This window comes from Bacillus cereus group sp. Bc010 (assembly GCF_027716745.1).
Taxonomy (GTDB): domain Bacteria; phylum Bacillota; class Bacilli; order Bacillales; family Bacillaceae_G; genus Bacillus_A; species Bacillus_A pacificus.
Genome location: NZ_JAQFUY010000010.1, coordinates 20,141 through 34,600, shown reverse-complemented (window position 1 = coordinate 34,600; position 14,460 = coordinate 20,141). Strand labels below are relative to the sequence as shown.

Below are 14,460 nucleotides of genomic sequence, written 5' to 3'. Positions count from 1 at the left end.
TATAAATTGTGGAAGGGTTTTTTATATTTAAATGTTGAATGTAATATTTTGTTCATATTCCGTTCATAAACTTTGCGTAAAATGATTGCAGCGAATAATAGAAAGTTTACAGCAGGAGGAATAGAATGAAGAAATTATATAATGCAGCATTCAGCTACTTAATTATCGGTTTATTATCAGGAGTTTTTGCAAGAGAGTACTCGAAAGCACAAGGAATTAAAGGATCGACAATGTTGCAATTGGTGCATACACATGTGTTAGTACTTGGTTTCGTCTTCTTTTTAATTGCTTTGGGTCTATTTAAAGTATTTCATGTACAAGAAACAAAGAGCTTTTGTGCATGGTTTGTAGTTTATAATGTAGGATTACTTTTTACTATTGCTACAATGCTATGGAGAGGTCTTCTACAAGTAAATGGAGCTGACTTTAACGGTTTAAGCCATATGGCTGGATTAGGTCACGTTATTATAAGTATCGGGCTCGTTTGGTTTATGATTTTACTTAAAAAGTCCGTTAAATAGATAGGAGTGGAAAATATGATAGCACTTTTATCAAGTATTGTAGCAGTCTGTATGGCTGTTGGTGTCATGTTTCTTCGCTTTAAAGCAGCGAAAAAGCCGGTAACGAAAAAGAAAATAATATTGCCGCCAATTTTTATGAGTACTGGAGCAATGATGTACTTTTTACCGGAATTCCGATTAACGTCGTTAGAAATAATAGAAGCAATTATTGCAGGGCTTATTTTCTCCATATTTCTTATAAAAACAACGAAGTTTGAGATAAGAAATGAACAAATATATATGAAACCGTCAAAAGCATTTATATTTATTTTAATCGGGCTATTAGCTGTACGAGTAGCGTTGAAATCATATTTAAGTCAATCGATTGATTTAGCGGAGTTAAGTGGAATGTTTTTCTTACTTGCATTTGCCATGATTGTGGCATGGAGAATTGCGATGTATAGTTCGTTTACTAGATTAGAAAAGACAATAAAAAGAGCTGGAATTTCTAAATAGGAAATCCAGCTCTTTTTATGTTTTATTAAAATTCTTTAGCGCGGAACTCATTTGCTTAATTTTAAACGTATTTGAGCATCTTGTAATGCGGCTGGTGTAACGTTATGACCATTTTGATCCACAATTTTTGTGTTTAATAAAATGGAATCTAGGCTTCCACGAAATGTTTGTGTATAGTTTTGACGCAACATTTGTTGTTCTTGTTTTTCATCAACTGTTAATCCAGATACTTTTTCTTTTTTTGATAATTCGTTAATACGGAATAAAATGTTTTTCATTTGTTTCACCTCTAGTTAAAGTTAATTACATTAGTTACTTACTAATGTATAGTTATTTTAACGTGTAATTTTAATTATGTCAACACCATCAAAAAAGGTTAAAAATTGACGAAAAATTGTAACAATAATAAAATGAATTGATTAGATAATTATTTTTTTTATCATACATAGAACGCTAGGGGGATTATTATGAAATCAACATTTTTTGCTCAAAATAGAGAACGATTAGTAAACACATTACCAGAGGAATCTATTACTATTTTATTTGCTGGACAAGCACCTCATATGTCAGCGGATGCACATTATAAATTTGTGCCGAATCGAAATTTTTACTATGTAACAGGAATCGATGAACCAAATGTTATTTTCATGTTGAAGAAGGTTGGAGGTAGTGTAGAGGAAACACTTTTCATTGAAAAGTCAGATCCAGTAATGGAAAAGTGGGTTGGTAAAACAGTTTCTAACGAAGAAGCAGAGAAAATTTCAGGTATAAAGAAAGTTGTATATTTAGATAGCTTTGAAAAGACAATGTCAAATGTACTTTTCACTGAAAATGTGAAGCATCTTTATTTAGATTTAGAGCGTCGTGAGTGGAATGGTACGGAGACAAAAACGCTAGCATTTGCTAAACATGTAAGAGAACAATATCCACACGTAACAATTGGTAATGTATATCCGAATATTTGTGAATTGCGAGTGTTTAAAACAGAAGAAGAAATTGAAATTATGAAAGAAGCGATTGCTGTAACGAAAGAGGGCATTTATAACGTACTTAAGCATGCAAAAGCAGACATGATGGAGTATGAATTAGAAGCTCAGTTTGATTTCACATTGAAATCATCTGGCATTAAACATCATGCGTTCAATACAATTTTGGCAAGTGGGAAAAATGCTACAGTTCTTCATTATGAAGATAATGATGCGCAAATTCAAAATGGTGATTTAGTATTACTAGATTTAGGTGCTCAAAAAGACTACTATAATGCTGATATTAGTTATACATTCCCGGCAAATGGAACATTCTCTAGTCGCCAAAAACAAATGTATAATATTGTATTAAAAGCATTGAAAGAAACAACAGAGATTATTAAGCCGGGCTTAAAGTTCGCTGCATTAAATGAGCATGCTAAAAAAGTACTCGCAGAAGGGTGTAAAGCGGTTGGTTTAATTCAAGAAGATGAAGAGTTATCAAAATACTATTATCATGGTGTCAGCCATTTCCTTGGCCTAGATACGCATGATGTAGGAACATATAAAGATAGAGTGTTAGAAGAAGGTATGGTTATAACAATTGAACCTGGTCTTTATATTGAAGAAGAATCAATTGGAATTCGTATTGAAGATGATATTCTTGTAACGAAAGATGGACATGAAAACTTGTCAAAAGATATCATTAGAGAAGTGGAAGAGATTGAAGAGTTTATGAGAGAAAATAATGTACATGTAAAAAAAGATGAGGTTGTTACGAAATAATAAGTAGAAAAGGTGCTCAATTTTGAGCGCCTTTTTATTTTGTTCATTTTAAATCTCCATATTTTCTTGAAAATCATCTTCTACAATGATTTTGACAAAGAAAAAGGAGGGATTTTCCATGAAGCGATTTGTATTAACAGCTGTTACGGTCTCTGTAATATTTTTAATTGCTGCATGTTCTGCGACTACAAATACAACAAATGATCATAAAAATATGAAAGATAAAAAAACATCACAGACTGAAACAGCTACAAAACCATTGAAGGTTGAAAAAGGACCAGAAGTTACTTTAATAGCGAGAGAAGAAAAGCAAAAGTTAGGTAACGGTGTTATTGTTCCAGTCTGGACATTTAATGGCTCATCTCCTGGTCCAGAAATTCGGGTGAAAAAAGGTGAACAAGTGAAAGTGACATTAAAAAATGAATTATCTGCACCAGTATCTATTCATTGGCATGGATATCCTGTCCCAAATAATATGGATGGAATTCCAGGCGTGACACAAGATGCGGTTGAACCTGGAAAAAGTTTTACCTACGAATTTGAAGCGAACGTCCCAGGAACGTATTGGTATCATTCACATCAAGATTCTGTAAATCAATTAGATAGAGGCTTGTATGGAGCGCTTATTGTAGAAGATACAAATGAAAAGTATGATAAAGATTACACATTAATGTTAGATGAATGGATAACAGGTAAAGAGGAAATTAATAAGCAGTTAAAAGAAATGACAAAAGGGCAAACAGGTAATAAATCTAAGGATAATGAAAATACGAAAAAGAATGATGATATGAAAGGCATGGATCATTCTGATATGGACATGGGCAGTGATAAAAAAGATTCAGGCAATATGGCAGGAGTGGGCCATGGAAATATGAAGATGGAAGGTCATGATATGAGTACGTATGATTTATTCACAATCAATGGTAAAAGCGGGGATTTAGTAGAACCATTAAAAGTGAATAAGGGAGATAAAGTTCGTCTTCGACTCGTTAATGCTGGTTATCTATTACATGATATACATGTTCACGGTCATGATATAAAAGTTATTGCGACAGATGGTCAACCAATAAACGATCCAAAACTTATAAAGGATCAAGTTATTTCAATTGCACCGGGTGAACGTTATGATATTGAATTAACTGCTAATAATCTTGGGAAATGGTATGTTGAAGATCATTCAGAAAATAAAGGTGCAAAAGGCATGAAAGTTGTTATTGAATATGAAGGTAGTAAAGAGATGAAAGATAAAGCAAACAAAAAAGAAAAACTACCGAAATTAGATATGACGGCATATGGTGCTAAAAAACTTGGTGGTTTCACGTTAAATCAGCAGTATACTACCACATATAATATGGACTTAAATACGCAAATGAATGGAAATGAAATGGTATATACAATTAACGGAAAAGTATTTCCGGATATCGACCCAATTTCAGTGAAAAAGGGTGATTTAGTAAAAGTAAAATTGGTGAATCGTTCTAAAATGGACGATCACCCAATGCATTTACATGGTCACTTCTTCCAGGTGTTGAGTAAAGATGGAAAACCGATAGAAGGTTCTCCAATTGTGAAAGATACTTTGAACTTAAAACCAGGAGAAGAATATGAAGTAGCCTTTGTAGCAGACAATCCGGGTGATTGGATGTTCCATTGTCACGATTTACATCATGCTTCAGCAGGGATGGTAACGGAAGTGAAATATACAGATTATAAATCTGACTATGTTCCAAACCCAAACATTCCTAATAAGCCAGAATAATAGGAAGCAGTTATCCTATGGATAGCTGCTTATTCATTTTCGGTGCTATATGTTGATCATGCCCGGGTGAAGGCGGGGGAGTATGATCTGGGAATGTCACGAATACGGCCACGATAATTACCACACTAATTGAAAGTAATAACAAAAAACGCTGTTGGATAAAAGTAGAAAAGGTTTCTGATAAAATTTGAATGATACATGACATAGTTATTGTTATCGTAAGTAAAAGGCTAATAAACAGTATACTGTGAGCTTGTTGAGCATTTAACATTTCTGTAATCATTGCTCCCATCATACTTGCCATTAATCCAGAGAACATGCCTTCTAAAGCAGTATATAGGTGAAAACGTAGACCAACTACAAAACCGATACAACCACTAATCGAAATCGCAAGCAAAGTAGAATAGAGTAATTCTCCTTTAAAAAGAATACCTAAATAAAATCCTATGCTTAAACCGATACTCATACTAAAAGACATGATAAATACCATATACTCCATTAGGGTACCGTTACGTTTAGAAATATATGATGTGATAATAATCGAGATACAACAAAGTGTTAAGGCAGTTAACGTATAAGCAAACATCATGATACCTCCCTGTCTTATCGTTCATTTCATCATATGTTCATATGGAGAGAAATCATGCGTATTTAAATCTGCATATTATCTGCACAATTTAATTAATGTGAGTAAGAAGGCTCCTGATTTTTTGGGACGTCTTTTTAATTATGAGCATGTGAATGTAAGAGTTAAATGAAGAGTTTCTATTGTGAAGCCATAAAGAATAAGCGTATAATATTATAGTTATCCCATTACAGGGAGTAACCCGCGAATGATAAATAAGATTGTTGTTTTATCATCGCTTCTAAACAGATAGACAACGAAAGTAACACTGGAATACAGATAGGGAGTTATAAAATGAAATTAATTATTGCCGAGAAACCAGATCAAGGTTTGGCTCTTGTTTCACAGTTTAAATATCGCCGGAAAGATGGTTATTTAGAAGTAGAAGCAAATGAGTTATTTCCAAATGGAGCGTACTGTACATGGGCAATTGGTCATTTGACGCAGTTATGTAATCCAGAACATTATCACGCAGAGTGGAAAAAATGGTCACTTGATACGTTACCTATGATTCCAGAGCGTTTTCAATTTGAAGTAACAAAGTCAAAGTATAAGCAATTTAACGTTGTGAAACAGCTGTTACATAATCCTCAAGTAACAGAAATTATTCACGCGGGCGATGCTGGGCGTGAAGGGGAACTGATCGTACGAAATATTATTAATCTTTGTAACGTGCAAAAGCCGATGAAGCGTCTATGGATTTCGTCTTTAACGAAGCAAGCTATTTACCAAGGGTTTAAAAATCTACTTGATGAATCAGATACAATTAATACGTATTACGAAGCATACACAAGATCTTGTGCTGACTGGGTTGTTGGTATGAATGCATCACGTGTCTTTAGTATTTTGCTAAAGAAAAAAGGAATGAATGATGTATTTTCTGCTGGTCGTGTCCAGACACCAACGTTAGCATTGATTGTAAAGCGAGAGAAAGAAATTGAAAACTTTAAGTCAGAGCCTTTCTGGGAAGTGTTTGCAACCTTTAATATAGAAGGAAAGAAATATGACGGAAAATGGGAAAAGGATAATGAATCCCGCTTAAAAGACCCTGATATGGCGAATAAAATTGCGGCATTTTGCCAAGGGAAACCGGCTGTTGTGAAGGAAATGAAAACGGAGCGTAAAGAGTTTCAGCCGCCACTTTTATTTAACTTATCATCACTGCAAGCAACGGCAAATAAAGCCTTTAAGTTTTCACCGAAAAAGACGCTTGATATAACGCAAGCACTATATCAAAAAGGAATTGTTTCTTATCCACGTTCAGATTCCAACTATGTTACACAAGGGGAGGCAGCAACGTTCCCGGATATTTTACAGAAGTTAAGTCAGTTTGATGAATATAAAGGTTTATTACCAGCTCCGGTTGAATCGATTATGAATAATAAGCGTTATGTGAATGAAAAGAAAGTAACAGATCACTACGCAATTATTCCGACAGAGCAAGTTACAAATCCAAGCAGACTATCAGGTGATGAAAAGAAAATTTACGATATGATCGTAAGAAGGCTTATTGCAGCTCATTATGAAGTTGCAATCTTTGACTATACAACGATTGTAACGCTTGTAGATGAACGTGCTGAATTCATTTCAAAAGGAAAACAGCAAATTCAAGAAGGATGGCGTAAAGTTATTTTCCAAGACGATAAAGATGACGAAACCATTCTTCCAATTGTAGCTGAAGGTGAAGAAGGAAAAGTTGTAAAGGTGAAAGTGAAAGAAGGAAAAACACAACCACCGAAGCGTTATACTGAAGGACAACTTATTACGTTAATGAAAACAGCTGGTAAGTATTTAGAGAATGAAGAGCTGGAGAAAGTATTAAAGAAAACAGAAGGTTTAGGTACGGAAGCGACTCGCGCTGGAATTATTACGATGCTGAAAGACCGTAAATATATAGATGTGAAGAAAAACCAAGTGTATGCAACCGATAAAGGAAAAGTATTAATTACTGCAATCGGTGATAAAATACTGGCTTCACCAGAAATGACAGCGAAATGGGAGCAGCGCCTTGCGGAAATCGGCGAAGGTACAGCATCACCAGCAACTTTTATGGAACAAACGAAAAAGTTATCAGCTAAAATTATTGAAGATGCGGTTGAAATGTCTGAGAAGTGGGATTTCACCGGATTACATGTTGAATCGATTGAGCGAAAAGGATCGAAATTTACAACAGGTAAAAAGGTTGGTAGCTGTAAAAAATGTGATGGCGATGTAATTGATAAATCAACGTTTTACGGCTGTTCTAATTACAACACCACACAATGTGATTTTACCATCTCGAAGAAAATATTAAGTAAAACAATTTCGCAAAAGAATATGACTAAGCTTTTAAAAGGTGAAAAGACGGATTTAATTAAAGGCTTTAAAAAGGGCGAAAAAACATTTGATGCGAAGTTAGAGTGGAAAGATAATAAGATTAATTTTGTGTTTGAGAATTAAGTTGTTTCAACAAATAAAAAAATATGATAATTAAAATGTATCCTATAGAATAGACACTTAAAAAAGTCTATACTATAGGATATTTTTTTGAATAAGGAGTGCTATTTATTTTTATTTGAAATAAAATATACAATAAAAAAATCTTTATAATTGATAATTATTTATTGTAAAACAATAAATTTTGTATTAAAATCAATATCGTGATAAATCAGTGAGGTGCTTTTTATAGAAAGGTAACAACACTGTTTTTTATTAGAGGAGGTAAAACTATGAACGATCACAATTTGATTATTGAAAATATGGATAACCCTCATGAGTTGGAGAGAATGTATAGAAAAGACCCGAAAGCTTTTAGAAAGTCATTCTCACAAGCATGGGATGAAAAACCTGATTCTCAGGTTCTAGCTGCTTGGTATGAAAGATTACATTTCAAGGAGACGGCAAATAAAGAAAAAGTATCGCTGTTTCAAAAAGGTTTCTTATTCATGGGCATGCTAGCTATTTTAGCAGGGCTAAGCACGAAAATCATTTTCCACTTTGTTGAGCAGGAAGCAATTGCTCCAATTAACTTGGCTTTTGGTGTAATTCCCTTTATCGCTGCTTATTTTGTTTACAATAATAATCCGAAAAAAAGTATTATTTATTCCCTTGCAGCGTTGTTCCTAATTGCCGGGTTGTATCTCAATATGTTGCCATTAAATTATAAAGACAGCAGTATCCTTGCGTATTTACATCTTCCTATATTGCTATGGGTCTTATTGGGACTTGCGTTTACGGGAAATGAATATTCAAAAGGCAGTACAAGATTAGCGTATATTAAATTTAATTTAGAATATTGCCTTCTCTATGCGAGCATGGCAGTGAGTGGAATGATACTAGCAATATTCACCATGCGATTATTTAGCTTTGTTGACTTGGATATAGGAGAGTTCTATTTTAGTAATGTTGTTTTATTTGGAGCTGCCGCTCTCGCTGTAGTGGCTGCATACTTAGTATCATTGAATCTTAAACTTGCTAAAAATATTACGCCATACATATCTAAAATTTTTAGTCCGCTTGTCTTGATCACATTGTTTATTTATCTTATAACGGTAATTTGGGTCGGGAAAAATCCATTCTTGGATCGTAATTTTCTAATGGCCTTTAACGGAATACTCCTTGGTGTATTGGCTGTTACTATATTTTCTATCGTTGAGAGTGATTCAGACGAGAAAAAGAGCATTTCAGATTATATAAATTTCGCCTTAATTGTTCTGGCACTTATTATTGACACTGTAGCATTGTCAGCCATCGTATTCAGACTTTCTTCTTACGGTATTACACCTAATAGACTTGCTGTTTTAGGAGTAAACATACTGATTTGGGCAAATCTCATTTGGATTATGTTTTCCTATATGCGTTTCTTGCAAAACAAATCAGGACCGACAGCTATCCAAGATGCTGTTACGAAGTATTTGCCAATTTACGGACTTTGGGCAGCTTTCGTTATATTTACGTTTCCTTTAATTTTTAATTAGAAAGGAACTGTTAATGTAACGACAAATTTGTTAAAAGAGGATGATAGATGTCATCCTCTTTTAACTGCATCGAAAAATATATTGAAATCATTTTGATGTAATATATAAAAAAATTCAGATAATGGAATAAAAACTTCTTATTAAGAGAGGTGGAGGGACTGGCCCTTCGAAGCCTCAGCAACCTAATGTTATATAAAGGTGCTAAATCCTGTAGGATCTAAAAGTCCTAAAAGATAAGAAGATGGTTATAAGTAAACCTTCTTCTTATTTTGAAGAAGGTTTTTTGTATTTTAAAGGATGGTGACGAAGAGAAGGAGAAGAAGAATATGTGAGTAGAGGGGAGAGTACAGTGAAAAGTGAAGTTAGTAATATACAAGAGAATAGCTCTAGTATATGGAGTAATAAAGTTTTTTCTTATTTTTTCTTAGCAAGTTGTATTTCTTTAATAGGTAATTCTATGGTTACACTTGTTTTACCGTTATGGGTAATGAATTTAACAAACTCGCCATCACTCGTTTCGGGGGTAAATATTGCAATTGCAACGGCGGCAATTTTATTTGCACCTGTAACAGGAACGTTAGCAGATCGAATGTCGAGAAGAAAGCTTATGATAATTGCGGATGTTATGAGATGTATCGTTATGATTTTAATTGCAGTTATAGCATTTTATAATAAAATGCTATACATTCCGTTACTAATTTTACTTATCATACGTTCAATTGGGAGTGCTTTATTTACTCCAGCTTCAAATGCAGCGTTAGTAACATATGTGGAAGAAAAGCATGTTCAACAGGCGATTACGCTGAGGCAAATATCAATACAAATCATATCGGTCGCCATTCCTTTAATGGCTAGCTTTTTAATTAGTATTTTTAATTTTCATGGAGTATTTTTATTAGATGCAATTACATTTGTTGTATCATTTTTAATTTTAATGAGAATCAAATTTCCACGTGAATTAAAAGTAGAGAAGAAGAAGCCTTTTTATGAAGATTTTAAAGAGGGATTTTCTGTTATTAATAGTAACAAATCGTTGAAGACATTACTAATGAGCGCTGCGGTCATTAATTTACTTGGAGCAGCATGTATACTTTCACTGCAAGTAATAGTTGTTAGAGAAATGAATCTTTCTACGCGATGGTATAGTATAGTTTTTGCGGCATCACCGATAGGGATTTTAATAGGAGCATTTATTACGAAAAAGATTCGTACATATAAAACGATTACGACTGCTTTTATATGTACTGCGATTATGGGAATTTTTAATGCGGCAATGGGTACGACGTTAAATCCGATATTATTTTCAGTTTATTATTTCCTGTCAGGAATTGCATTTGGAGTAAGTAATGTATATTTTGGAGTGTTGTATAGAAAGTTAATTCCAAATGAAGTGCAAGGAAGATTTTTCGGTTTCTTAAATTCGTTATTACTAGTATCAACTCCGATAGGAATTGCAATAACTGGATATTCCCTAGAGTCAATTTCCGCGTCTATTATATTTATTATTATTGGGATTATTACGTTTGTAGTTTCGGTTATTTCATTTGTATTGATACATAAGAAATAAGTGTTGTATGAAATTTTTCAAAAATAAAAAACGTCCTATTACGGGACGTTTTTTATTATGCGTATTGTCGTTTTTTCTTAATAAGTAACAACACCTGTGAAACACAAGCAAGTACTGGTAGCTCAATTAACGGTCCAATAACGAGTGCAAGTGCAATAAGAGGCTCATTTGGAAAAGCTGTTACAGCAATAGCAAGTGCAACAGGTGAGTTTCTTGCTAACGTTGTTAAGTTTAGACTTACTGTATCTTTATAAGATAAACGCATAACGCGCCCGATAAATTGTCCTAGTACAAAATTAATGATGAAGAACAATAGAACAGGAATGAGTAATAATAAAACGACATTCATATTTTGTAGTAAATATTTACCTTGTGATGCAAACATTGCTACGATTGCTAAACTTAAAAATACAATTTGGGCAGAGCTGAAAAACGGAATGAGTTTATTCTCGAGCGTTTCAGCTTTTTTCAGTTTATTCATAATGAATTTTGTAGCGTGTGCAAGTAAAAATGGTAAGACGATTACGATAACAATACTTTCTACTAAAACAGAAACCGCTACAGTCTTCATAACACCAGCGAATAAAAATAAATAAATGGGAAGGAGTAGTACTTGTAAAATTAAATTTACAGGTAAAATCGCAGTAGAAAGTGCTACATTTCCTTTCGCTATTTCAGTAAAGATTAAGTACCAGTCTGTACACGGAGTAACCATTAACATAATAAATCCAACCCAAAGTGCGGGATGATCTGAAAGAAATAGTGCACCTAATCCCCAAGCGAGTAAAGGTGTCCATAAAAAGTTAATAGTAAGACTTGTTCCCGCAAATTTTAAATTGTGAAATCCGTTTTTTATTTCTTTTAATGGGATGCTGAGGAATAATCCATATAGCATGAAAAATAAGAAGGGAACAATAAATTTGTCTGAATACATATGTATGAAATTAAATTGTCCGAGTACGATGCCGCATGTAACAGCAAAAAGAATAATAAAAGTTTGAATCTTTTCTATAGTGCTCATGAATAAATCCTTTCTAAAATATGAATTTTCCTCTCTAATTTTATTATACAAGTAATAAAGTCGTATTTGGTATTCAATTGTATTTTAGTAAATATTTTTAATTTGAGATTTATTTTTTTATTAAAAGTTACTTGACTAAAGTAAGTTACTATATTACAATCACTTACATAAGGTAATTAAATAACAAAAAGTTTTTTGTATCTTTACTTAAGGTATCTATTGGAACTTTTTATCCGACTTTAATGGGCAGTAAGACCCCCATCTCAAAATTCAGCGAAAGCAAAGAAATTAGGTGAGGATCAACTGCCCATAAAAGTCCGATTGGTGAGGGCTGATAATCAGTGGGGGATGAAGAACCCCACTGATTAAAGTTTCACTTTATTAGAATAAGAATTTTTGTGATGATGAATAATGAATATGATAAGAAAGTTTAGGTGAAGAAAATGGGATTATTTAGCTCGTTATTTGGTAAAAAAGAAGAAAATCAAAAAGTAGAGGAGAATAAAACAATGTCAAAAATATTATTTGTAAAAGCAAACGATCGTCCAGCGGAGCAAGCAGTTAGTTCAAGAATGTATGAAACATTTGTAAGTGCTTATAAAGAAGCAAACCCCAATGCAGAAATTACGGAGTTAGATTTATTTGCATTAGATCTTCCGTATTACGGAAATATTGCTATTTCAGGTGGATATAAACGTAGTCAAGGAATGGAGTTAACAGCAGAAGAAGAGAAGGCTGTAGAAACCGTAGATCAATATTTAAATCAGTTTTTAGAAGCTGATAAAGTTGTATTTGCGTTCCCGCTATGGAACTTCACAGTACCAGCACCATTAATCACATATATTTCATACTTATCTCAAGCTGGAAAAACATTTAAATATACAGCAAATGGTCCAGTAGGTTTAGCTGGTGATAAGAAAGTTGTTGTGTTAGGTGCTCGTGGTTCAGATTACTCTTCAGAACAAATGGCTCCTATGGAAATGGCCGTTAATTATGTAACGAATGTACTTGGATTCTGGGGAATTACAAATCCAGAGACTGTTGTAATTGAAGGGCACAACCAATATCCAGATCGCTTACAGCAAATTGTTGAAGAAGGTTTAGAGAACGTTAAGAAAGTAGCGGCGAAATTTTAATTAATTGATAGTAAAATGGAAAAACCAACATGGATGACCATGTTGGTTTTTTAGTCTATTTCTATGTTAAAAAATGTATATTTGTAAAATAAATGAAAAGTTTAAAAATAGTATTGCAAAATATTATATATCAAACTATAATGAGTTCAAGAATAGTTGATACTTAAGTTAAATATTCAGAAAATTCAATTAGTTAAAATTGGAAATGACATAGGTTATTTTGAATGGAGGTTATATTATGACGAATAAAGTACCGTTTTCGTTCATAGTTGTTATTGGTTTAATGTTATTTGCACTATTTTTTGGGGCAGGAAATTTAATATTCCCAGCAATGCTTGGTCAATCGGCAGGAGAGAATGTGTGGATTGCTAACGCTGGATTTTTAGTAACAGGTGTAGGTTTACCGTTGCTAGGAGTATTGGCATTTGGTATTTCAGGTAAAGAAGATTTACAATCGTTAGCAAGTCGCGTGCATCCAGTATTCGGCATTGTATTTACGACAGTTTTATATTTAGCGATTGGTCCACTATTCGCTATTCCGAGAACAGGCAGCGTTTCTTATGAAATTGGTATTAAGCCTTTTGTACCAGAAGCTATGGATTCTTCAGCACTCATTCTTTTTACAATTATATTTTTTAGCATCACTTGTTTTTTTTCGCTAAATCCCGCGAAAATTGTCGATATTGTAGGAAAAATCTTAACGCCAATTAAATTAACGTTTATTGGGATTTTAGTAGTATTTGCTTTTATTCATCCAATGGGAGAAATGCAAGCACCCGCAGAGGCATATACATCACATGCGTTCTTTAAAGGGTTCCAAGAAGGTTACCTAACAATGGATACGTTAGCATCATTCGTATTCGGTATTATCATCATCAATGCGATTAAAGAAAAGGGCGCAAAAACAAAAAAAGACATTATGATTGTTTGTGCAAAAGCAACATTGATTGCTGCATCTATTTTAGCAATGATTTATTCAGCACTTTCATTTATGGGAGCTTCAAGTGTTGCAAAACTTGGTCATTTAGATAATGGTGGTGCAGTATTAGCAAAAGTTTCAAACTATTATTTCGGGTCATACGGTGGAATTATATTAGGTATTATGGTTACAGCAGCATGTTTAACTACTAGTGTAGGACTTGTTTCAGCATGTTCTTCATTCTTCCATAAGCTATTCCCGAATGTTTCGTATAAAAAGATAGCAATCATCTTATCAGTGTTCAGTGCAGTTGTTGCGAATGTAGGTTTAACGCAATTAATTGCAATTTCTGTTCCTGTATTAATCGCAATTTATCCACTAGCAATCGTATTAATTTTCCTAACACTTCTTCACCCATTATTTAAAGGGCGAGCAGAAGTGTATCAAGGTAGCTTGTTAATAACATTTATTGTAAGTATGTTTGATGGATTAAATGCAGCTGGTATGAAATTAGTAGTAGTGAACGATCTTCTTACTAATTTACTTCCAATGCATGAAGTAGGATTAGGTTGGATCTTCCCAGCGATTATCGGTGGATTTATCGGATATGGCATTAGTGTTTTAAAAGTGAAAAATAAAGTTCAACCAGTAGCTAGTACGAATAAGAAAATAGGTTAAATAAAAAAGTTATAGAACTTGTTTCTATAACT

General features: G+C 33.4%; 12 protein-coding genes and 1 riboswitch. Of the genes, 9 read left to right on the top strand and 3 right to left on the bottom strand.

Annotated elements, in window-relative coordinates; all coding sequences use genetic code 11:
* Positions 1 to 125 precede the first annotated feature (125 nt).
* The gene (locus PDQ68_RS13465) at positions 126 to 521 is read left to right on the top strand and encodes a DUF2871 domain-containing protein (RefSeq protein ID WP_061183859.1); all 396 of its coding nucleotides are present in this window, start codon (positions 126 to 128) and stop codon (positions 519 to 521) included.
* A 15-nt stretch (positions 522 to 536) separates the two neighbouring features.
* Positions 537 to 1,016 (top strand): CcdC family protein, encoded by a 480-nt coding sequence (locus tag PDQ68_RS13460; protein ID WP_016717190.1) that lies wholly within the window; start codon positions 537 to 539, stop codon positions 1,014 to 1,016.
* Between the two features lie 47 nt (positions 1,017 to 1,063).
* Here PDQ68_RS13460 and PDQ68_RS13455 read toward each other — a convergent pair whose 3' ends face one another.
* Positions 1,064 to 1,294 carry a DUF896 domain-containing protein gene (locus tag PDQ68_RS13455; RefSeq protein WP_000789787.1) on the bottom strand — a complete coding sequence of 77 codons (231 nt, stop codon included), beginning with the start codon at positions 1,292 to 1,294 and terminating at the stop codon, positions 1,064 to 1,066.
* Positions 1,295 to 1,483: 189 nt separating this feature from the next.
* On the opposite strand from PDQ68_RS13455, the gene PDQ68_RS13450 reads away from it, so the two are divergent.
* The gene (locus PDQ68_RS13450) at positions 1,484 to 2,767 is read left to right on the top strand and encodes an aminopeptidase P family protein (protein WP_061183858.1); all 1,284 of its coding nucleotides are present in this window, start codon (positions 1,484 to 1,486) and stop codon (positions 2,765 to 2,767) included.
* A gap of 118 nt (positions 2,768 to 2,885) precedes the next feature.
* Positions 2,886 to 4,526 carry a multicopper oxidase family protein gene (locus PDQ68_RS13445; RefSeq protein ID WP_061183857.1) on the top strand — a complete coding sequence of 547 codons (1,641 nt, stop codon included), beginning with the start codon at positions 2,886 to 2,888 and terminating at the stop codon, positions 4,524 to 4,526.
* A gap of 10 nt (positions 4,527 to 4,536) precedes the next feature.
* Here the strand turns inward: PDQ68_RS13445 and PDQ68_RS13440 are convergent, their stop codons facing one another.
* Positions 4,537 to 5,112: a hypothetical protein gene (locus PDQ68_RS13440; protein ID WP_061183856.1), complete on the bottom strand. Its 576-nt coding sequence runs from the start codon at positions 5,110 to 5,112 to the stop codon at positions 4,537 to 4,539.
* A 333-nt stretch (positions 5,113 to 5,445) separates the two neighbouring features.
* On the opposite strand from PDQ68_RS13440, the gene topB reads away from it, so the two are divergent.
* From topB to PDQ68_RS13425, 3 genes are all read left to right on the top strand, one after another.
* Positions 5,446 to 7,590: a DNA topoisomerase III gene (topB, locus tag PDQ68_RS13435; protein WP_061183855.1), complete on the top strand. Its 2,145-nt coding sequence runs from the start codon at positions 5,446 to 5,448 to the stop codon at positions 7,588 to 7,590.
* Between the two features lie 269 nt (positions 7,591 to 7,859).
* Positions 7,860 to 9,107: a DUF4153 domain-containing protein gene (locus tag PDQ68_RS13430; protein ID WP_061183854.1), complete on the top strand. Its 1,248-nt coding sequence runs from the start codon at positions 7,860 to 7,862 to the stop codon at positions 9,105 to 9,107.
* A gap of 134 nt (positions 9,108 to 9,241) precedes the next feature.
* Positions 9,242 to 9,347: riboswitch (SAM riboswitch) on the top strand.
* A gap of 109 nt (positions 9,348 to 9,456) precedes the next feature.
* Positions 9,457 to 10,674: an MFS transporter gene (locus tag PDQ68_RS13425; RefSeq protein WP_061183853.1), complete on the top strand. Its 1,218-nt coding sequence runs from the start codon at positions 9,457 to 9,459 to the stop codon at positions 10,672 to 10,674.
* A gap of 55 nt (positions 10,675 to 10,729) precedes the next feature.
* On the opposite strand, the gene PDQ68_RS13420 is transcribed toward PDQ68_RS13425, so the two are convergent.
* The gene (locus tag PDQ68_RS13420; protein ID WP_061183903.1) at positions 10,730 to 11,695 is read right to left on the bottom strand and encodes an arsenic resistance protein; all 966 of its coding nucleotides are present in this window, start codon (positions 11,693 to 11,695) and stop codon (positions 10,730 to 10,732) included.
* Between the two features lie 443 nt (positions 11,696 to 12,138).
* On the opposite strand from PDQ68_RS13420, the gene PDQ68_RS13415 reads away from it, so the two are divergent.
* Together PDQ68_RS13415 and brnQ are read left to right on the top strand one after the other, a co-directional pair.
* On the top strand, positions 12,139 to 12,831 hold the full coding sequence (locus tag PDQ68_RS13415; protein ID WP_061182691.1) for an FMN-dependent NADH-azoreductase: 693 nt from the start codon (positions 12,139 to 12,141) through the stop codon (positions 12,829 to 12,831).
* Positions 12,832 to 13,069: 238 nt separating this feature from the next.
* Complete coding sequence (gene brnQ / locus PDQ68_RS13410; RefSeq protein ID WP_061182692.1) at positions 13,070 to 14,428, top strand: branched-chain amino acid transport system II carrier protein; 1,359 nt, start codon at positions 13,070 to 13,072, stop codon at positions 14,426 to 14,428.
* The last annotated feature ends 32 nt before the right edge of the window (positions 14,429 to 14,460 follow it).

Excerpts from the sequence above, each read along its gene's own strand:
- PDQ68_RS13465 (WP_061183859.1), top strand. The coding sequence starts at position 126 with ATGAAGAAATTATATAATGCAGCATTCAGCTACTTAATTATCGGTTTA.
- PDQ68_RS13460 (WP_016717190.1), top strand. The coding sequence starts at position 537 with ATGATAGCACTTTTATCAAGTATTGTAGCAGTCTGTATGGCTGTTGGT.
- PDQ68_RS13455 (WP_000789787.1), bottom strand. The coding sequence starts at position 1,294 with ATGAAAAACATTTTATTCCGTATTAACGAATTATCAAAAAAAGAAAAA.
- PDQ68_RS13450 (WP_061183858.1), top strand. The coding sequence starts at position 1,484 with ATGAAATCAACATTTTTTGCTCAAAATAGAGAACGATTAGTAAACACA.
- PDQ68_RS13445 (WP_061183857.1), top strand. The coding sequence starts at position 2,886 with ATGAAGCGATTTGTATTAACAGCTGTTACGGTCTCTGTAATATTTTTA.
- PDQ68_RS13440 (WP_061183856.1), bottom strand. The coding sequence starts at position 5,112 with ATGTTTGCTTATACGTTAACTGCCTTAACACTTTGTTGTATCTCGATT.
- topB (WP_061183855.1), top strand. The coding sequence starts at position 5,446 with ATGAAATTAATTATTGCCGAGAAACCAGATCAAGGTTTGGCTCTTGTT.
- PDQ68_RS13430 (WP_061183854.1), top strand. The coding sequence starts at position 7,860 with ATGAACGATCACAATTTGATTATTGAAAATATGGATAACCCTCATGAG.
- PDQ68_RS13420 (WP_061183903.1), bottom strand. The coding sequence starts at position 11,695 with ATGAGCACTATAGAAAAGATTCAAACTTTTATTATTCTTTTTGCTGTT.
- PDQ68_RS13415 (WP_061182691.1), top strand. The coding sequence starts at position 12,139 with ATGGGATTATTTAGCTCGTTATTTGGTAAAAAAGAAGAAAATCAAAAA.
- brnQ (WP_061182692.1), top strand. The coding sequence starts at position 13,070 with ATGACGAATAAAGTACCGTTTTCGTTCATAGTTGTTATTGGTTTAATG.